This window comes from Streptomyces cyaneofuscatus (genome assembly GCF_000718135.1).
GTDB classification, from domain to species: domain Bacteria; phylum Actinomycetota; class Actinomycetes; order Streptomycetales; family Streptomycetaceae; genus Streptomyces; species Streptomyces cyaneofuscatus.
Genome location: NZ_JOEM01000008.1, coordinates 212,238 through 230,856 on the forward strand (window position 1 = coordinate 212,238; position 18,619 = coordinate 230,856).

The 18,619-nt window shown below is 73.1% G+C and carries 12 protein-coding genes and 3 pseudogenes; 8 read left to right on the forward strand and 7 right to left on the reverse strand.

The window, feature by feature from the left end; genetic code table 11:
• Positions 1-154 precede the first annotated feature (154 nt).
• On the forward strand, positions 155-895 hold the full coding sequence (locus tag IF17_RS01000000136465) for a TetR/AcrR family transcriptional regulator (protein ID WP_051884011.1): 741 nt from the start codon (positions 155-157) through the stop codon (positions 893-895).
• Here IF17_RS01000000136465 and IF17_RS0115490 read toward each other — a convergent pair.
• Positions 885-1,808: an SGNH/GDSL hydrolase family protein gene (locus IF17_RS0115490; RefSeq protein ID WP_106980189.1), complete on the reverse strand. Its 924-nt coding sequence runs from the start codon at positions 1,806-1,808 to the stop codon at positions 885-887. The genes IF17_RS01000000136465 and IF17_RS0115490 overlap by 11 nt on opposite strands.
• A 402-nt stretch (positions 1,809-2,210) precedes the next feature.
• Between IF17_RS0115490 and IF17_RS0115495 the strand changes: the two genes are divergently transcribed.
• Entirely contained in the window at positions 2,211-4,577 is a 2,367-nt protein-coding gene (locus tag IF17_RS0115495) for a glycoside hydrolase family 3 C-terminal domain-containing protein (protein WP_030566248.1), read from the forward strand.
• Positions 4,574-5,881 carry a serine hydrolase domain-containing protein gene (locus tag IF17_RS0115500; protein ID WP_032771977.1) on the forward strand — a complete coding sequence of 436 codons (1,308 nt, stop codon included), beginning with the start codon at positions 4,574-4,576 and terminating at the stop codon, positions 5,879-5,881. Before IF17_RS0115495 ends, IF17_RS0115500 begins: the two co-directional genes overlap by 4 nt.
• A 96-nt stretch (positions 5,882-5,977) precedes the next feature.
• Here the strand turns inward: IF17_RS0115500 and IF17_RS0115505 are convergent, their stop codons facing one another.
• Positions 5,978-6,586, reverse strand: coding sequence for a TetR/AcrR family transcriptional regulator (locus tag IF17_RS0115505; protein WP_030566252.1), 609 nt, complete (start codon positions 6,584-6,586; stop codon positions 5,978-5,980).
• A 10-nt stretch (positions 6,587-6,596) separates the two neighbouring features.
• Entirely contained in the window at positions 6,597-7,913 is a 1,317-nt protein-coding gene (locus IF17_RS0115510; RefSeq protein ID WP_030566254.1) for a glycoside hydrolase family 1 protein, read from the reverse strand.
• A gap of 278 nt (positions 7,914-8,191) precedes the next feature.
• Between IF17_RS0115510 and IF17_RS0115515 the strand changes: the two genes are divergently transcribed.
• Complete coding sequence (locus tag IF17_RS0115515) at positions 8,192-9,817, forward strand: family 20 glycosylhydrolase (protein ID WP_030566256.1); 1,626 nt, start codon at positions 8,192-8,194, stop codon at positions 9,815-9,817.
• Positions 9,818-9,943: 126 nt separating this feature from the next.
• Here the strand turns inward: IF17_RS0115515 and pgm are convergent, their stop codons facing one another.
• The 4 genes and pseudogenes from pgm to aceB all read right to left on the reverse strand — a co-directional run bounded on the left by pgm (position 9,944) and on the right by aceB (position 15,599).
• Positions 9,944-11,587, reverse strand: coding sequence for a phosphoglucomutase (alpha-D-glucose-1,6-bisphosphate-dependent) (gene pgm, locus IF17_RS0115520; protein WP_030566258.1), 1,644 nt, complete (start codon positions 11,585-11,587; stop codon positions 9,944-9,946).
• A 229-nt stretch (positions 11,588-11,816) separates the two neighbouring features.
• Complete coding sequence (locus IF17_RS0115525; RefSeq protein ID WP_030566260.1) at positions 11,817-12,887, reverse strand: chitinase; 1,071 nt, start codon at positions 12,885-12,887, stop codon at positions 11,817-11,819.
• A gap of 252 nt (positions 12,888-13,139) precedes the next feature.
• Positions 13,140-14,010: pseudogene (locus IF17_RS01000000136470) on the reverse strand (3-hydroxybutyryl-CoA dehydrogenase).
• Positions 14,007-15,599 carry a malate synthase A gene (gene aceB, locus IF17_RS0115535; protein ID WP_030566262.1) on the reverse strand — a complete coding sequence of 531 codons (1,593 nt, stop codon included), beginning with the start codon at positions 15,597-15,599 and terminating at the stop codon, positions 14,007-14,009. Before aceB ends, IF17_RS01000000136470 begins: the two are co-directional and overlap by 4 nt.
• A 140-nt stretch (positions 15,600-15,739) precedes the next feature.
• On the opposite strand from aceB, the pseudogene IF17_RS1000000139785 reads away from it, so the two are divergent.
• From IF17_RS1000000139785 to IF17_RS0115550, 4 genes and pseudogenes are all read left to right on the forward strand, one after another.
• Positions 15,740-16,261: pseudogene (locus IF17_RS1000000139785) on the forward strand (IS701 family transposase); the annotation flags it as partial.
• A pseudogene (locus IF17_RS0115540) lies at positions 16,168-17,163 on the forward strand (ATP-binding cassette domain-containing protein); the annotation flags it as partial. The pseudogenes IF17_RS1000000139785 and IF17_RS0115540, both read left to right, overlap by 94 nt.
• A complete protein-coding gene (locus tag IF17_RS0115545) occupies positions 17,160-17,996 on the forward strand; it encodes an ECF transporter S component family protein (RefSeq protein WP_030566266.1) in 837 nt (278 codons plus the stop codon). The pseudogene IF17_RS0115540 and the gene IF17_RS0115545, both read left to right, overlap by 4 nt.
• Before the next feature lie 46 nt (positions 17,997-18,042).
• Entirely contained in the window at positions 18,043-18,591 is a 549-nt protein-coding gene (locus IF17_RS0115550) for a hypothetical protein (RefSeq protein WP_030566268.1), read from the forward strand.
• The last annotated feature ends 28 nt before the right edge of the window (positions 18,592-18,619 follow it).

The window sequence follows — 18,619 nt, forward strand, 5'->3', positions numbered from 1 at the left end:
AGGTCCCGGGGTGGAGTGGCGGTGAGCCTACCTGCGGAATTAACCACTTGGTAGGTTTTTGAGCGGGAAATTAACCAGCTGGTAAGTTCCGTGGGGTGAAGTCAGGGGTAGCGGGCGGCGGCGCCGTGTCCGACGAGCACAGGGGGCCGCCACGATGAGCACAGGGACCGGGCGCGCCCCGTACGGGCCGCCGGCCGAGGGGGCCCGGCCGTCGAAGGGGGAACGCACCCGCGCCCGCATCCTCGACGCGGCGGCCGCGCTGTTCTCCCGTTCCGGCTTCAACGCGGTCTCGCTGCGCGACATCGCCGCCCACGCGGGACTGACCCATGCCGGGCTGCTGCACCACTTCCCGGGCAAGGGCCGTCTGCTCCTGGAGGTCCTTGAGCGGCGCGACCTGATCGACGCCCGCGAACTCTTCCCCGGCCTGCTGCGGCCGGGTTCGCCCGCGCCGGAACCGGCCCGCCGGCTGCGGCTGCTGCTGGAGCTGGTGGCGCGCAACAGCCGGACGCCGGGCCTGGTCGCCCTCTACGCGAAGGTGTCGGCCGAGGCGACCGATCCGGACCACCCCGCGCACGCCTACTTCGCCCGGCGCTACCGGTATCTGCGCACCGAGCTGACCGGCATCGTGGCCGATCTCCAGCGGGCGGCCGGCGCGGGCGACGCCGTGGACCCGGGCGTGGTGGCCGGTCAGCTGCTGGCCCTGATGGACGGCTTGCAGACACAGTGGCTGCTGGAGCCGGAGGCCGTACCGATGGAGGCGCTCGTACGGGACTTCCTGGACCGCCTGGGACTGCTGCCCGCAGACGGCGCGGAGGCCACGGACGGCCTGGAGGCCGGAGACGGCGCGGGCACGGAGACCGGAGACGGCGCGGAGGCCGGCGGCGTCAGCCGTTGAGGGTCGCGAGGGCCGCATCGGCCGTGCTCCGGTGTCCGGCGGCGTTGGGGTGGAACCCGGTCGCCTCCGCGGTCTCCTCGGGCTCGATCCAGCGCACGCCCTGCGGCTTGCACGCGTCGTGTCCGACCGAGGGCGCGTAGGCGTCGACATAGGCCCCGCCCCGTCCGGCCGCCTGCTGCGCGAGCATCGTGTTGAGCTGCTTCTGCTTGTCCCGGAACCAGGCGAAGTCCCCGTCGGCGAAGGGAACGACCGGTCGGCAGGAGGTGCCGTCGTCCGGGACGATCGCCGGATACCCCACCACCAGGACGCGGGCCTGCGGCGAGCGGGCCTGGATCGCCGCGAGGACCGCGGCCACCTTCGGCGCGGTGGCGCCGATCCGGGCGCCGATCTCGTCGGTGCCGAGCAGCGTGTAGCTCCGCTTGCACGGTGCGCCCAGCGGGGCGAGCTTGCCGAGCAGGACGCAGCGGGTGAGGACGCCGGGGAGATCGAGGTCGTTGCCGCCGATGCCGAGGGTGACCAGGGTCGTGTCGGGCCGCAGGGCGTCCAGCTGGGGCGGCGCCGATCCCTGCGCGGCGGTCATGTGACGGGTGTCGGCGCCCGCGCAGGTGACATCGGCGAACGACGCCACCGGGAGGCCGGCGGCCAGCAGGGCCGGGTAGTTGCGTGAGGAGCGGCCGCAGGCGGCGTCCGTCTGCTCGGGGATGCCGGGCCCCGAGCTGAAGGAGTCGCCGAGCGCCACGTAGTGGACCGGGGCGTCCTGTGCGGCGCGATCGGACGTCCGCGCAGCCGGGGCGGCGGTGGCCGGGGCACCGGCCGTGGCCAGGAGGGCCGTGGCGGCGGTGACGGCCAGGGTGGTGGCAGCGGTGCGGCGGCGGTGAGCGGCGGGGGCGGGGTGCCTGTCGGCAGGGTGCATGGCCATTCCTCGTCTCTTCGGCGCGGAGGCACCGTCGGAAGGTGGAAGCGGAGGCGGACGCTGGTGCGGGGCGGTGGGCACCGGCTGACGCGGGGTCGGACGAGGGTCACTCGGAGACCGGACGGACCGGAGAGCGAAAACCGTACGATGAACGGTTTCTGGCCGTCAAGGGCGCGCGCGACACCGGTCCACCGTCGTCGGCACCCCCGGAGGCGGGGCGCGGGAGCGGGCGGCGCGGACCCTTGACACCCAAAACCGATCAATTTACGGTTTTTGCATGATGGCGACCTTGTGCCCCCCTCCCGGAGCCGCCCGAGGCGGGCCCTGACGCCGGCAACCGGCCGCTCCCCCGCCGCCCGAACCCACAATCCACTCCCCCACTCGAACCGACAGGTGCGCCGTATGACGACCGACCAGACCGCTTCGACCCCGGCGGCAGACACCTCGGCCACGCCGCTGACCCTGGCCGAGAAGGCATCCCTGACCAGCGGCGGCGGGGACTTCGTCACCTCGGCCGTGGACCGGGCCGGTGTCCCGGCCATCACCCTTTCCGACGGGCCGCACGGACTGCGTCTGCCGAAGGAGGCGGGCGACGGAGGCCAACTCGACCTGCACAGCGCCGCCCCCGCCACCTGCTACCCGCCCGCCGTGGCACTCGGCAGCAGCTGGGACCCGGAGCTCGCCCATCGCGTCGCCGGAGCGCTCGCGGACGAGGCGACCGCGCACGGCGTCCGGGTGCTGCTGGGTCCGGGCATCAACATCAAGCGCTCGCCGCTCTGCGGGCGCAACTTCGAGTACTTCTCCGAGGACCCGCTGCTCACCGCCGAGCTGGGCGGGGCCATGGTGCGCGGGCTCCAGGAGTCCGGTGTGGGCGCGGCACTCAAGCACTACGCGGCCAACAACCAGGAGACCGACCGGATGCGGGTCAGCGCCGACATCGACGAGCGCCCGCTGCGCGAGATCTACCTCCGCGCCTTCGAACGCATCGTCCGCCGCGACCGCCCCTGGTCCGTGATGTCCGCCTACAACGGCGTCAACGGGGTGACCCTCTCGGAGAACACCCGGCTGCTGACCGACATCCTGCGCACCGAGTGGGGGTTCGACGGCATCGTCATGTCCGACTGGGGAGCCGTACGCGACCGGGTGGCCGCCCTCCGCGCGGGTCTGGACCTCCAGATGCCCGGCACCCGGGGGCGCACCGACGCCGAGGTCGTGGCCGCCGTGCGGGACGGCTCCCTGGATGAGTCGGTGCTGGACACCGCCGTGGTGCGGCTGGTCCGCTTCGCCCGGCGCGCCACGGCCGGCGACAGGCGCCCCGCGCCGCAGATGACCGTGGACGACCACCACCGCCTCGCCGGGGAGGCGGCGGAGCGGTGCGTGGTCCTGCTCAAGAACGAGGACGGGCTGCTGCCGCTGAGCCCGGACGCGGGAAGCGTCGCCGTCATCGGTGAGCAGGCCCGCACCCCCCGCTACCAGGGGGCCGGCAGCTCCCAGGTCACCCCCACCCGGCTGGACGTCCCCCTCGACGCCCTGCGCGACCGCGCCGAGGGGGCGCGGGTCGCGTTCGCCCCCGGGTACGCCCTCGCGGGCACCGGCACCGTACAGAACCCGGCCGACGAGAACGCGCTCACGGAGGAGGCGGTCCGGCTCGCCGCCGGGTCCGACACCGTTCTGCTGTTCCTCGGCCTCTCCGCGCAGGACGAGTCCGAGGGGTTCGACCGGGACCACATCGACCTGCCGGAGGACCAACTGCGCCTCCTGGAAGCCGTCGTGGCCGCCAACCCGCGTACCGTCGTCGTCCTCTCCAACGGCGGAGTGGTCCGCACCGACCCCTGGCACCGCACGGTCCCCGCACTCGTCGAGGGCTGGCTGCTCGGCCAGGCGGGAGGCGGGGCGCTGGCCCGGGTCCTGTTCGGCGACGTCAACCCGTCCGGCAAGCTGGCGGAGACCGTACCGCTGCGGCTGGAGCACGCACCGAGCCACCTCTCCTTCCCCGGTGAGGAGGGGCATGTCCGGTACGGCGAGGGCGTCTTCGTCGGCTACCGGGGGTACGACGCGGCCGACCGCGAGGTGGCCTTCCCCTTCGGCCACGGGCTGTCGTACACGACGTTCACGTACAGCGGGCTGCGGGTCGCGCCGGAGGGGGACGGCAGCCGTTTCGCGGTCGCGGTCACCGTCGCCAACACCGGGCCGCGCACCGGGCGTGAGACCGTCCAGGTGTACAGCGGCGGCCCCGCCGGGTCGTCCGTGGCTCGCCCGCCGAGGGAGCTGCGCGGCTTCGCCTCGGTGACGCTCGCTCCGGGCGAGAGCCGCGAGGTGGTCGTCCGCGTCTCCCGCGAGGACCTCGCGTACTACAGCGAGCGGGAAGGCGGATGGCGGGTCGAGGGCGGTGACTACGTCATCGCGGCGGGCGCGTCCTCGCGCGACCTCCGGCTCAGCGCCGAGGTCACCGTGGTGGGAGACCCCTCGCGGCTCGTGCTCACCGGCCGCAACTCCCTCGCCGAGTGGCTGGAGCACCCCGTCGGCGGCCCGCTGCTGATGAAGGGGTTCGCCGAGGGCCGGGCCGCAGCAGGGGCCGAGGCGGGGCCGAGCGCGCTGGAGAACCCGGTGCTGTGGCGGTTCCTCGCCGGGATGCCGCTGGAGGTGATCGCCGACTTCCCGCAGAGTCCGGTGGGCCCCGAGGGCGTGGCCGCTCTGGTGGCGGCCGCGGCCTCGCCCGGCGCGGCAGACACGCCCGGCGCACCCGGCGCGGACGAGCCGCGGGCATGAGCGGACGCCGTCCGGCCCCGCTGGTCACGGGAACCGTGCGGCCGGGCTGGGAAGGTGTCCGGGACGCCTTCGCGCGCGGCCAGGCGGAGGACCCGGGTGGCGCGCAACTGGCCGTCCGCCACGGGGGCCGGACGGTCGTGGACCTCTGGACGCCGGGCACGGGCCGGTTCGGGTACGGCGCTGCGCCGGACGTGGCGGACGGCGCGGGCAGTGCGTACGGCGCGGGCGGGGCGGACGGAGCCGGGGTGACCGGAGGCGAGGCGTTCCGGGCCGATTCCGTGGGTGTCCTCATGTCGGTCTCCAAGGCCCTGGTGGCCGTCTGCGCGCACCTGCTGATCGACCGGGGCGTCCTGGATCCGGACGACCCCGTCGCCCGCCACTGGCCGGAGTTCGCCGCCGCCGGGAAGGCGGAGACCACGGTCGCGGGCCTGCTGGCCCACCGTGCCGGGCTCCCTGCGTACACCGACGACCCGGCGGGCCTCCCGGAGGCACTTCTGCTGGACCCGGTGGCGCGGGTGCGGGCCTTGGCGGCGATGTCTCCGGTGTGGGACCCGGGGAAGGCGTTCCTCTACCACGCGCTCACCTACGGCGACCTGGTCGGCGAGGTCGTCCGCCGGGCGTCCGGCGAGAGCGTCGGGCGGTTCTTCGCCCGCGAGGTCGCCGGGCCCCTGGGGCTGGACCTGTGGATCGGCCTGCCGGAACGGGAGGAGCACCGCTTCGTACCTCAGCGGGCGGTGCGCCCCGACCCGACGCCCGGGCAGGTGGCGCAGGCGGTGGAGCGGACAGGCCTCGCCCCCGGCGACCGGCTCGCCACCTCGCTGCGGGCCTCGTCCGCCGAACTCGGCCGCGCCACCGCCTCCTTCGGCACCCGCCGGGGCCGGGCGGCGGAGTTCCCGGCGGCGGGAGGGATCGGCGACGCCCGTTCCCTCGCCCGGCTGTACGCGGCACTCGTCGGCCCCGTGGACGGCGTGCGGCTGCTGTCGGCGGCCACGGTGGACCGGGCGAGGACCCCCTGCACCGATCATCTGCCGCAGCCCGCAGTTCTGCACCGGCTGGACGGGCCCGACCGCTCACGTTTCGGGCTGGGCTTCGAACTCCCGCGGCCCGGTACGCCGTTGCTGGGCGAGGGGTCGTTCGGGCATGCGGGCGCGGGTGGCAGGCTGGGGACGGCCCGCCCGGAGAGCGGGCTCGCGGTCGGCTACGTGTGCACCGCGATGGCGTGGGAGCCGTCGGCGGGACCCGATCCCCGGTGGATGCCGTGGACCGAGGCGGTACGGAAGGCGGCGGGGCTCGGCGGCGGCTGACGCCCGGACCGCCGGGAGCGTCTCCCCCAGCGTCCGGCGGAGACGCGGCGGCGGGCGGGGAGGCCGAGAAGCCGTCCCCCGCCCGCCGCCGTGTTCTCACTCCCGGTCGCCCTCCGAGGCCTCGCGGCCGCCTTCCCGGTCCACGGCCAGCAGCCGGAAGACGTCGTCGATCGGCTGCTCCATGTCGGTCGAACGGTCGATGAGCCACTGCAACTGGATGCCGTCCGCCAGGGCGAGCAGCAGCACAGCCAGCCGTTCCGGCGGAATCTCGGTGGTCAGCCGCCCCTCGTCCATCCGCTGCCGCACATACCCCGCCACCCGCTCGCGCAGCACCGGATAGCGCTCGGCGAAGTGCGCGTGCGCCGGGTGCTCCGGGTCGCTGGCGGCGGCGGCCATGGAGACGAACAGCTCCACCAGACCGGGGGTCTGCGCCCCCTCGCGGATGATGTCGCGGTAGCTCGGTTCCCCGGGGCGCTCGGTCTGGCGCACCCTGGCGGTCTCGTCACGCATCCTCAGGACCTGGGTGAGCAGGTCCTCCTTCGAGCTGAAGTAGTGCATCAGTCCGGGCAGGCTGAGGTTGCACCTGGCGGCCACCTTCCGCAGCGAGGTGCCCCGGTAGCCCTCGGCGGCGAAGATCTCCAGTGCCGCGTGCAGGATCTCCGTGCGCTTCGCCTCGCCCTTTTCGTACGGGCCCCGTTTCGCCATGACCGGAAGCCTAACCGGCGTGCCGGCCGCCGGCGGGCACGGCCGCGGGCTCCGGCTCCGGGCCGGGCTCCGGCTCGGGGCCCGGGAGGCGTCCGGCGCGGGCCAGGGCGCCGAGCCAGTGGGCGGACGGCTTCGGGGTCCGGGCGAAGGTCTCCCGGTCGACCGCGATGAGCCCGAAGGTGGGCCGGTAGGAGCCCCATTCGTAGTTGTCCAGGGCGGTCCAGTGCAGATAGCCGCGTACGTCGATCCCGTCCCGCAGCGCCTCCGCCACCCCGGTCAGCGCCCGGGTGGTGTAGGCGACGCGGCGCTCGTCGTCGTCGGTGGCGATGCCGTTCTCGGTGACCAGGACCGGAACGTGCGGGCCGACCACCTCGGCGGTGTGGCGGATCGCCTCGCCGAGGGCCTCGGGGTAGAACTCCCAGCCGGTCAGCGTCGTCTCCACGCCCGGTTCCACCGGCAGCGGACCGTCCGGGCCGATCCGGTGGCGGGTGTAGGCCTGCACCCCCACCCAGTCGTCCTCGCGGGAGGCGTGGAGGAAGACGTCCTCGCGGGGCCAGGCGTACGCGGCGGCGACCTCGGCCGCTCCGGGTTCGGCCTGGTAGACCTGGTTGGCGACCGTCCAGCCGACCTGGAGCCCGGGGTCGGCCGCCTTGAGGACACCGCGGGCCGCCCGGTGGGCGCGGATGAGGGCCTGGGTGACCTCGGCATCGGGGTCGACCGTGGCCGGGTCGAAGGCGGCCGCACCGGATCGCTCCGTTCCCTCGGGCGCCGGGGCTCCCTCCTGTCCGAGCCCCATGCGGCGGACGATCGTGTGCATCAGCGCGACCATGTTCGGTTCGTTGACGGTCGCCACATGGCGCACGCCGGCGGCGAGGATCTCCGTGGCGGTCTCGGCGTAGGCGGCGAAGAGGCCGGTGGACTCCGGGGCGCTCCAGCCGCCCAGCGCGCTGAACCAGTGCGGCGAGGTGAAGTGGTGGAGGGTCACCACCGGGGTGAGACCGCGCTCCAGCGCGCCCAGGACCATGGCCCGGTAGTGGGCGATCGCCGCCCGGGAGATGTGTCCGCGCTCGGGTTCGATCCGGGCCCACTCGATGGAGAAGCGGTAGGCGTTGAAGCCGAGTCCGCTGAGCAGGTCCATGTCTTCCGGCCAGCGGTGGAAGCTGTCGACCGCGTCACCGCTGCGTTCCGCGACGAAGGTGCCCGGGCGGTTCTCGACGGCCCACCAGTCGCTGGACACGTTGTTGCCCTCGACCTGGTGGGCGGCGGTGGACGCCCCCATGAGGAAGCCCTCCGGCAGGGCAGGTCCGGGGGTGTTCGGCAGCGCCATGAGGCGGCTCCTTCCATCGCGAAGTACGCGCCGACGAGGGGGCGTCGGCACCGTCCGCGAAAAGCGTTCATTGATCGGTTTTCGTGTTAGCGTACAGGCGCACCCGGCCCGGCAGGAAGAGCCGCAGCCCATCCCGGTCACCGGGAGCCACCTGCGCCGGGAGGCCCGGCCCGACCTGACGCGGATGCCCGGCCTCCCGGTCCGCCCCATCCCCCCGACCGGCCCGGCGCACAGCCGGACACCCGGCCCCGTTCCGGCCCTGCCAGTGGAGGAGACCCATGAACGCCGTCATTCCCGAGCCCCGGACCGCCGCCCCCGCCACCGGCCAGGACCCGGGCCCGCGCATCGCCGGGCCCTGGCGCGTCCACCCTGCCGACCCGGGCCTGACCGGCGTCGCCGCCACGGTCCAGGCCCTGCTGGAGCCCCACCTCGGGAGCCGCCTGCTGCCGCTGGGCACCGTCCAACGCCCGGACGTGCCGACGCTCACGCTCGCCCTCGGCGACGGAGCCGACGGCTCCACCGCGCCCATCGGCGTCGCACCGGACGGGGCGGCCCGGCCGGTGGACGAGTCCTACCGCCTGACGGTCGAGGCCGACGGCATCCTCTGCCGCGCCGCCACACCCGCCGGGGTGTTCCGTGCCGCGACCACGGCACTCCAACTGCTCGCCACCTCCGGCGACCGCGTCCCCCGCCAGGAGCTGACCGACGCCCCCCGCCACGCCTGGCGCGGCCTGCTCCTGGACCCGGCGCGCGGCTATCTCACCCCCGACGAGGTCCGGCAGGTGATCGACCTCGCCGCGCTCTACAAGCTGAACGTGCTCCACCTGCACCTCACGGACAACGAGGGCTGGCGGCTGGAGATCCCCGGCATCCCCGAGCTGACCGCTCCCGCGCCCGACGGCACACCGCGCGCCTTCTACACCACCTCCGACTACCGCGAGCTCCAGGCGTACGCGGCGGAGCGGTTCGTCACCGTGGTGCCCGAGATCGACCTGCCCGGCCACTGCGCCACCCTGCGCGAGGCGCTGCCCGGCCTGCCCGACGCCCCCGTGCCCGAGTGGCTGGCGGGCCGTTTCCCGTTCGTCGCACCGCTGGACCTCACCGACCGGGCGACCCAGGAGGCCGTCGCCGCGATCCTCGCCGACGTGTGCCGGCTGACGGACGGACCCTTCGTGCATGTCGGCGGCGACGAGGCGGTGGGCGCCACCGACGAGAGCTTCGCCCACTCCGTCCGCGAACTCAGGGCGCTGGTGAGGAAGTCGGGCAAGCGGCCGCTCGGCTGGCAGGAGTCGTCGCGGGCGGGGGTCGACCCCGACGACATCCTCCAGTTCTGGGTCGACGTCCCGATGATGGACCTGCCCGACACCGCCGACGAGATCGCCGCCCGCCCCGAACTCGTCGCCGCGGGAACAACGCTGGAGTTCGTCCAGGCCCTGAAGTCGTTCTTCGCACCGACCGATCAGGATCTGGCCCGCATCCTCGACGCCGGCGGACGTGTCCTGCTCTCCCCGCAGTCACATCTCTATCTGGACCGCGCCTACGCACCGGAGATCGTCCCGGCCGGTCGCGAGGGGGATGCCGCCCGCCTCGGATTCCCGACCTATCGCCCGCTCGGCATCGAGCACACGGCGGCCTGGGACCCGGCGTCCCACGGGATTCCGGAGGACCGGGTGGCCGGGGTGGAGGCGACGGTCTTCGCCGAGTCGGTGGAGTCGCTCGACGATGTGACGACCCTGCTGCTGCCCCGCCTGGCCTCCGTCGCGGCGGCGGCCTGGTCCGGGCGCGCCCCCGACTGGACCGGCCACCGGGCCCGGCTGGCCCACCACGGCAGGCTCTGGGAGCAGCGCGGCCTCGCGTATCTGCCCTCCACGGAGATCCCCTGGGTAACGGGCCACGAGGGCTGAGGTCCTGGCCGGGGCGGGCCGGTGCCACCCCGGCAGGGCGGCACCAGCGTCGCGCGGAGCAGGCCGCCCGGGGGGGCAGGGCTGTCACCCGGCCCGCAGCCTCTCCCCCGGACCTCCGGCGCCGTCTCAGGCGCTGCCCAGCGCCTCCGAGACCAGGGCGCGCGCCTCCTCCTGGACCTGGCCGAGGTGTTCGGGCCCCTGGAAGCTCTCCGCGTACACCTTGTAGACGTCCTCCGTGCCCGAGGGGCGGGCGGCGAACCAGGCGCTGTCGGTGCAGACCTTGAGGCCGCCGATCGCCGCCCCGTTGCCGGGCGCCTCGGTGAGGACGGCGGTGATGGGCTCCCCGGCCAGGGTGTCGGCCTTGACCTGCTGCGGGGAGAGCCTGGCCAGGACCGCCTTCTCCTCGCGGGTGGCGGGCGCGTCCACGCGGGCGTACGCCGGGTCGCCGAAGCGGGCGGTGAGCTGGGCGTACCGCTGGGAGGGGGTGGAGCCGGTGACGGCGGTGATCTCGGAGGCGAGCAGGGCCAGCAGGATGCCGTCCTTGTCCGTGGTCCAGACCCGGCCGTCGCGCCGCAGGAACGAGGCGCCGGCCGACTCCTCGCCGCCGAAGCCGAGGCTGCCGTCGTACAGCCCGTCGACGAACCACTTGAAGCCGACCGGGACCTCCACCAGCGTGCGGCCGAGGTCCTGGGCGACCCGGTCGATCATCGAGGAGGAGACCAGTGTCTTGCCGATGCCCGTTCCGGCGGGCCAGCCCTCGCGGTGGGTGTAGAGGTAGTCGATGGCGGTGGCCAGGTAGTGGTTGGGGTTCATCAGGCCGCCGTCGGGGGTGACGATGCCGTGCCGGTCGGCGTCGGCGTCGTTGCCGGTGGCGATGGCGTACGCGTCGCGCTGTTCGATCAGCGAGGCCATGGCGTGCGGGGACGAGCAGTCCATGCGGATCTTGCCGTCCCAGTCCAGCGTCATGAACCGCCAGGTGGGGTCGGCGAGCGGGTTGACCACCGTGAGGTCGATCCGGTGCCGTTCCGCGATGCGCCCCCAGTACGCGACGGAGGCGCCGCCGAGCGGGTCGGCGCCGATCCGCATGCCCGCGTCCCGTACGGCGTCCAGGTTCAGGACGGAGGGCAGGTCGTCGACGTACGCGGTCAGGAAGTCGTACCGGCCCGTGGTGTCGGCGGCCAGCGCGCGGGCGTACGGGATGCGGCGGACCCCGTCGAGACCCGCCTCGATCAGGGCGTTGGCGCGGTCTTGGATCCAGGACGTGGCGTCGGATGCGGCCGGTCCGCCGTTGGGCGGGTTGTACTTGAAGCCGCCGTCGGCGGGCGGGTTGTGCGACGGGGTGACCACGATGCCGTCGGCCAGGTGCTCGGTGCGCCCGTGGTTGTACGTGAGGATGGCGTGCGAGACGGCGGGCGTCGGGGTGTAGCCGTCGTCGCTGTCGATGAGGGCGGTGACGCCGTTGGCGGCCAGCACCTCCAGGGCGGTGACGCGGGCGGGTTCGGAGAGGGCGTGGGTGTCGGCGCCCAGGAAGAGCGGCCCGTCGGTGCCCTGGCGGGCCCGGTAGTCGCAGATCGCCTGGGTGGTGGCGGCGATGTGGTCGTCGTTGAACGCGGCCGCGAGGGCGGAGCCGCGGTGGCCCGAGGTGCCGAAAGCCACCCGCTGAGCGGGCTCGGCCGGATCGGGGTGGAGGGCGTAATAGGCCGTCACCAGCCGTGCCACGTCGACCAGGTCCGCTGACTGCGCCGGCTGCCCGGCCCGTGCGTGCACCATCGGGTCTCCTCTTGCCTCTTCGTCATCACCGGCCCGGGGGAACGGGCCGCCGTCCCGGGGCGGACGATCACCCCGATCCGTACCCGATTCTGTCCCCTTGCCTCGCATCGGTGGGTGATGGGTTCACGCCGTCCTCGCAGCGCCGCCCGCCCGGCCGGGACGGCACCGCGCCCCCGGTCCGGGGCGGGACCGGGGGCGCGGTGGGTCCGGGGGCCGAGGGCTTCCGAGGTCAGCGGCCCTGGAGGCGCTTCACGTTGTCGCCGAAGGTCCAGCCCTTGGAGCCGTCCCAGTTCAGGGACCAGGTCATCAGCCCCTTCAGGGAGCCGTTGTAGTGGTTCCAGGCCTGCGAGACGAGCGAGGGTGACATATGGCCGCCGCCCGCGCCGGGCTGGGCGGGCAGGCCCGGGACCTGCTTGTCGTAGGGGACCTTGATGGTGGTGCCCTGGATGACGAGTCCTCGGTTCAGGCAGTCCGTCTGGGCGGTGAAGCCCGCGACCGTACCGGCGGAGTAGGAGTCTCCGGAGCAGCCGTACATGCTGCCGTTGTAGTACTGCATGTTCAGCCACCAGAGCCGGCCGTTGTCCGCGTACTTCTTGATCACGGGCAGGTACGCGCCCCAGATCGAGCCGTAGACCACGCTGCCCCCGGTGACGTACGCCGTCTCGGGCGCCATGGTGAGGCCGAAGTTCGGCGGCATGGCGGCGAGGACGCCGTCGATGATGCGGATGAGGTTGGCCTGCGACGGGGAGAGCTGGCTGATGGTGCCGGTGCCGACGAGGCCGGTCTCGATGTCGATGTCGATGCCGTCGAAGTTGTACTTCTTCAGGATCGGAACCACGGTCGCGACGAACCGGTCGGCGACCGTGCTGGAGCTGAGGTCGATCCCGGCGGTCGCTCCGCCGATGGACATGAGGAGGGTGAGCCCGGAGGCCTTGGCCTGACACATCTCCGCCGGGGTGGCGACCTTGACGGTGTTGTCCATGCCGTCCTCCCACAGCACGGTGCCGTCGGAACGGATGACGGGGAAGGCGGCGTTGACGACGTTATAGCCGTGCTGGGTGATACGGGAGTCCGTGATCGGGATCCAGCCGAGCGGCGGGTGCACGCCGTTGGCGGCGCCGTCCCAGTTCTCCCAGTAGCCCTGGAGCACCTTGCCGGTGGGCTTGGACTTGACCGCGCAGGTCTCGGCCGCGGTGGTCCTGAGGGAATCGGCCGCCTTCGGCGGTACGACTCCGATCAGCATCGGTACGGCGAGCGCCGCTGCCAGGCCGAGGCCCAGCAGTCGTGAGGTACAGCCCATGGTCCGTAGGTCCTTCCTGCCCGGGTCGACCGCCGACGGTGCGAAGGGTTCGCCCCGACCCGCCCAGTGTCGTGACCCTGCCAAAACCGTAGAATGGTCCAGACCTTCGGTCAAGAGGTCTGGACCAGCCACCGGAGGGTCGGCAGGAGTGGCGGAAACACCGCGGCGGGGTGGGAAGCAGCACAGTCAGCTGCTCCGCACCCCGCTCGGCACCGGCCGCGGTCCCTCAACCGCGGCCCCAACCCGGGCCCCTCAGCCCCGGTCGTACGCGTGGAACCCTCGGCCGGCCTTCCGGCCGAGCAGCCCCGCCTCCACCATGCGCTGGAGCAGCGGCGGCGGGGCGTAGAGCGGTTCCTTGAACTCCTCGTAGAGCGAAACGGCGATGGAGGCCACCGTGTCCAGGCCGATCAGGTCGGCGAGCTTCAGCGGGCCCATCGGGTGGGCGCAGCCCAGCTCCATGCCGGCGTCGACGTCGGCGGCGGTCGCGAAGCCGGACTCGGCCATCCGGATCGCGGAGAGCAGGTACGGGATGAGCAGCGCGTTGACGACGAAGCCGGACCGGTCCTGGGAGCGGACGACGGTCTTGCCGAGCACGTCGGTCACGAACTCCTCGGCCGCCGTGACCGTGGCGGGCGCCGTGTGCAGGGAGGGGACGACCTCCACCAGCGGCAGCACGGGCACCGGGTTGAAGAAGTGCAGGCCGAGGACGTGGTCGGCGCGGTGGGTGGCCATGCCGAGGCGCATCACGGGGATGGCGGAGGTGTTGGTGGCCAGAATGGCCCCCGGGTCCTCGACGATCTTGTCGAGGGCGGTGAAGACCTCCGTCTTGGCCTCGGCGTTCTCGACGACGGCCTCGACCACGAGCTGACGGTCGGCCAGGGCGTCGAGGCCGCCGGTGAAGACCAGCCTGCCGAGCGCGTCCTCGGCGGTGAGGCGGTCCAGCTTGCCGCGCTGGACGGCCCGTTCCAGGGAGACCGCGACCCGTTCGCGGGCCCGGTCGGCGGCGGTGGCGTCCGCCTCGCAGACGATGGGTGTGCACGCCGGCCCGGGCGCAGACCTCGGCGATCCCGGCGCCCATCTGGCCGCCGCCGACCACACCCACCTTCGTGATGCGCGCGCTCATGCCTGCACCGCCGGGCGGCCGACGAGGTGGCGTGCGTACGCCTCCGTCGTGAAGAAGGCGGGCAGCTCCTTGGCGAGGGCGGTGCGTTCGAAGAGGTCGCGGACCTGGTCGAGCCGGGCCCAGGGGTAGGTGGCGCCGAGCGTGGCCAGCTCCTCCTCGAAGAGCCGCTCCACCGTTTCGCGGTCGACCGTACGGTGCTTGAGCCACTGCCAGATCTGGACCCGGGCGATCTCGGCGGTCGCCGCGTCCTCCATGAGGCCGTTGAGGGCGACGGCTCCCTGGCCGTTCAGCCAGGCGTCGTAGTAGCGGAGGGTGACGGCGATGTTGTCGCGTACGCCCTCCTGGGTCGGACGCCCTGCGGTGCGTCGTACGGCGACCAGCTCCTCGGCGGTGACGTGGATGTCGTCGCGGGTGCGTACCAGCTGGTGCGACCGGTCGCCGAGCACGTCGTCGAAGACGGTCCGGCAGACCGGGACCAGACCCGGGTGGGCGACCCAGGAGCCGTCGAAGCCGTCCTCGGCCTCGCGTTCCTTGTCGAGCCGGACCTTGGCCAGCGCCGCTTCCACGGCCTCCGGGGAGCCTCCGGGGATCTGGGCGGCCATGCCGCCGATGGCGTGGGCGCCGCGCTTGTGGCAGGTGCGGACGAGGAGTTCGGTGTAGGCGCGCAGGAAGGGGGCGGTCATGGTGACGGTCGACCGGTCGGGGAGGACGAAGTCGGGGCGGTGCGCGAAGTTCTTGATCAGGCTGAAGAGGTAGTCCCAGCGGCCCGCGTTGAGGCCGGCGCTGTGTTCGCGCAGCTCGTAGAGGATCTCCTCCATCTCGAACGCGGCGGTGATCGTCTCGATGAGGACGGTGGCGCGGATCGTGCCCCGGGGGATGTCCAGCAGGTCCTGGGCCAGGAGGAAGACGTCGTTCCAGAGGCGGGCCTCGTACCGGTTCTCCAGCTTCGGGAGGTAGAAGTACGGTCCGCTGCCCGCGTCGATCTGCCGCCGGGCGCAGTGGAAGAAGTAGAGGCCGAAGTCGACCAGGGCGGCGGGCACGGGCCGCTCGTCGATGACGAGGTGCTTCTCGGTGAGGTGCCAGCCGCGCGGCCGGACCATGATGGTGGCGGGCCGGTCGGTGAGCCGGTACTCCTTGCCGCTCGTGGTGGTGAAGTCGATGCGGCGGTCGATGGCGTCGATCAGGGTCAGCTGGCCCTGGACGATGTTCTCCCAGGTGGGCGAGGTGGCGTCCTCGAAGTCCGCCATCCACACCTGGGCGCCGGAGTTGAGGGCGTTGACCGCCATGGAGCGCTGGGGCGGCCCGGTGATCTCCACCCGCCGGTCGGTGAGGCCCGGTGCGGGGCGGGCGACGCGCCAGTCGGGGTCCTTACGGATCGGCTTGGTGGCGCGGGAGAAGTCCAGCGGGGTGCCGCCGCGCAGCAGGGCGGAGCGGCGGCGGCGCTCGGTCAGCAGGTCGAAGCGGCGGGTAGCGAAGGCCGCGTCGAGCCGGGCGATGAAGTCGAGGGCCTCGGGGGTGAGGACCTCCTCGTGCCGGTCGCCCGGTACGCCGAGGACCTGGACGCGGCCGGTCGTGACAAGGGTGGTCATGCGGGTCTCCTCAGCGGGGCGTGGGCGGGGGGGGCGGACCCCGGGCGCGGGGGCGGTGGAGCCCCCGCGCCCGGTGGGGGCTGCTAGTACTGCAACGGCGTTTGGCGTGACTGGTGGCCAGGTTGGTCGTTGGGCTGGTTATGGGTGGGGTGCTTGGTGATGTGAGGGTGTGGGCGGCGGGTCTGGGTGAGGTGCATGAGCGGTTCGTGCACCGGTTTGCCCGGTCGGAGCCGCGGGAGTCGGCGCTGGCGTATATGCGGGGGCTCATAGCGCCGTTGGAGCGGAAGAACGGCTGGACGCTCGCGGAGGAGGCTGGGCATGGCAGCCCTGACCGGATGCACCGGCTGCTGAACCGGTGTGACTGGGACGCTGATGAGGTCCTGGACGACGTGCGTGACTATGTGGTCGAGCAACTGGGTGACCCCGGTGCGGTGCTGATCGTGGACGACACGGGCTTCCTGAAGAAGGGGGTCCGCTCGGCCGGGGTCCAGCGCCAATACTCGGGAACGGCGGGACGGACAGAGAATTGCCAGGTGGGCGTCTTCCTCGCCTATGCCGGCGAACGCGGCCGCACGTCATCTTCGCCACGTCGTCGATCGCGCCGCCCATCGTGGAGCTGGGCCGCGCCGCGCGCTGGTCGCCGCTGCCGCTGTCGGTCCGCGACGCCCGCCGGGCCGCCGCCCCGCTGCGCACCGCCCTGGCGGCCACCCCGCCCCCGCCGGTCCGCCCGGTGCCGGAGGAGCCGGGCCCCGCCCTGCTCACGGCGCGCGGGGTCACGGTGGCGTACCGGGGTGTCGCGGCGGTCCGCGAGGTGGACCTCGACCTGCGGGGCGGCGAGATCACCGCACTGATGGGCCGCAACGGCTCGGGCAAGTCGTCGCTGCTGTGGGCGCTCCAGGGCTCGGGGCCGCGCAAGTCCGGTACGGTACGCGTCGATCGGGGCCCCACGGAGGGCTCGCGCACTCCGGCGAAGGACAGCGACCCCAAGTCCCTCTCCGCAGCCGAGGCGAGACGACTCGTCGGCCTGGTCCCCCAGACCCCGACCGACCTGCTCTACCTGGAGAGTGTCGAGCAGGAACTCGACCAGGCCGACACCGAGTCGGCCGTACGGGAGGGCCCCGGGTCCTCCGCCCGCGCGATCCTGGAGCGGCTGGCACCCGGCGTCGACGGCGCCACACACCCGCGCGACCTGTCCGAGGGCCAGAAGCTGGCGCTGGTCCTCGCCATCCAGCTGGCGGCGGCGCCCCGGGTGCTGCTGCTGGACGAGCCCACCCGGGGGCTCGACTACCGGGCGAAGACCCAGCTCATCGCCATGGTCGACGAACTGGCCGCCGAGGGGCGGTCGGTGGTGATCTCGACTCACGACGTCGAGTTCGCGGCCCGGGCGGCGGACCGGGTGGTCGTGATGGCCGAGGGCGACATCGTCGCGGACGGCCCGACCACCGAAGTGATCGTCGCCTCCCCCGTCTTCGCCCCCCAGGTGGCGAAGATCCTCTCGCCTCTCCCGTACCTGACGGTCGATCAAGTCGTCTCCGTGCTCCCGGCCGAGGAGGCGGGCGCGTGACAGAACTTCCCCGCCTCACCGACCGCTCGGCCGGTGCCATCCGCATCGGCCCGCGCGCCGCAATCGTCATCGCCCTGGCCGCCTTCCTCGGCCTGGTCGCCTTCTTCTGGCCGTTCCTGGTCGCCCCGGGGCGCCTGGGGGCCAACTACGCCCCGCCCCTGATCTTCGGCGTCCTGCTGGTCCTCGTGCTGTGTGTGGTGATCTCCGAGATCGCCGAGGGCGGCATCAACTCCAAGGCCCTGGCGATGCTCGGGGTGCTCTCCGCCGTCAACGCGGCGCTGCGGCCGCTCGGGGCGGGTACGGCGGGCATCGAGACGGTGTTCTTCGTCCTGGTCCTGGCAGGCCGTGTCTACGGTCCCGGCTTCGGCTTCACCCTGGGCTGCACGTCCCTCTTCGCCTCGGCCCTGATCACCGGCGGGGTCGGCCCGTGGATGCCGTACCAGATGTTCGGCTGCGCGTTCGTCGGCATGCTCGCGGGCCTGCTGCCCCGCGCCACGGGCCGCCGCGAGGTGATGATGCTCGCGGTCTACGGATCGCTCTCCGGCTATCTCTTCGGCTTTCTGCTGAACCTGTCCTTCTGGCCGTTCTCGGTAGACCCGAACAGCTCCATCGCCTATCTCCCCGGCCTGCCCTTCACCGAACAGTGGCAGCGCTACCTCGCCTTTGACGTGGCGACCTCCCTCGGCTGGGACACCGGACGGGCCGTCACGAACTTCATCTGCATCACCCTGGCCGGCCCCGCCGTCCTCACCACGTTCCGCCGGGCCGCCCGCAAGGCCCGCTTCCGGGTCCCGGTGCGGTTCGCGGGGCCGAAGGCGGAGGGCCCACGGTAGATTCGGGGACACCGCAGGAACGGGGATCACTTCTTTGGGGGAAGTCGTGGACTGGGGAACGCTCGTCGCGACGGTCAGCGGTGGCTTCATCGCCATCTCGGGGACCGTACTGGCCGACCATCTGCGTCGGCGCCACGAGAACGACCGCGAGGCGGCGGAACGACGGCGCGCGGTGTACATCGAGTTCATCTCGGCCGTCGGGGACTGCCACTCCCGGCTGCGCCAGATCGCCCAGGACCAGGACACCGCCACCGACCCGGACCGGGCCGCCCGTGCGGCCCTGAGCGAGACGGCCGTCCATGAGGTGCGGGAGCGGTTCTTCATCGACGCGTCGGCCGACGTGGCCGGTGCGGGCCAGGCGATGTTCGCGCAACTGCGTGCGGTCCAGCGTGTGGTGGGCACGGGCTCCGGGCACACGTCCGCCGCCTTCCACGATGCCTACCACCCCTACCTGGACCGGGTCTGGGCTTACCGGGTCGCGGTGCGCGAGGAGTTGCAGGACCGGACGTTCTCGCCCGCGTCCTTCGGGTGGGACGACTGGGACGGCAAGGACCGCTGCCCGATCTGCCGGGATGAGCTGACGGTGGGGGCGTGAGCGACGATGACCGTACAATATGACCGCC

What these genes read in the sequence shown, in the direction of transcription:
- IF17_RS01000000136465 (WP_051884011.1), top strand. Translation starts at nt 155, where the DNA reads ATGAGCACAGGGACCGGGCGCGCCCCGTACGGGCCGCCGGCCGAGGGG.
- IF17_RS0115490 (WP_106980189.1), bottom strand. Translation starts at nt 1,808, where the DNA reads ATGCACCCTGCCGACAGGCACCCCGCCCCCGCCGCTCACCGCCGCCGC.
- IF17_RS0115495 (WP_030566248.1), top strand. Translation starts at nt 2,211, where the DNA reads ATGACGACCGACCAGACCGCTTCGACCCCGGCGGCAGACACCTCGGCC.
- IF17_RS0115500 (WP_032771977.1), top strand. Translation starts at nt 4,574, where the DNA reads ATGAGCGGACGCCGTCCGGCCCCGCTGGTCACGGGAACCGTGCGGCCG.
- IF17_RS0115505 (WP_030566252.1), bottom strand. Translation starts at nt 6,586, where the DNA reads ATGGCGAAACGGGGCCCGTACGAAAAGGGCGAGGCGAAGCGCACGGAG.
- IF17_RS0115510 (WP_030566254.1), bottom strand. Translation starts at nt 7,913, where the DNA reads ATGGCGCTGCCGAACACCCCCGGACCTGCCCTGCCGGAGGGCTTCCTC.
- IF17_RS0115515 (WP_030566256.1), top strand. Translation starts at nt 8,192, where the DNA reads ATGAACGCCGTCATTCCCGAGCCCCGGACCGCCGCCCCCGCCACCGGC.
- pgm (WP_030566258.1), bottom strand. Translation starts at nt 11,587, where the DNA reads ATGGTGCACGCACGGGCCGGGCAGCCGGCGCAGTCAGCGGACCTGGTC.
- IF17_RS0115525 (WP_030566260.1), bottom strand. Translation starts at nt 12,887, where the DNA reads ATGGGCTGTACCTCACGACTGCTGGGCCTCGGCCTGGCAGCGGCGCTC.
- aceB (WP_030566262.1), bottom strand. Translation starts at nt 15,599, where the DNA reads ATGACCACCCTTGTCACGACCGGCCGCGTCCAGGTCCTCGGCGTACCG.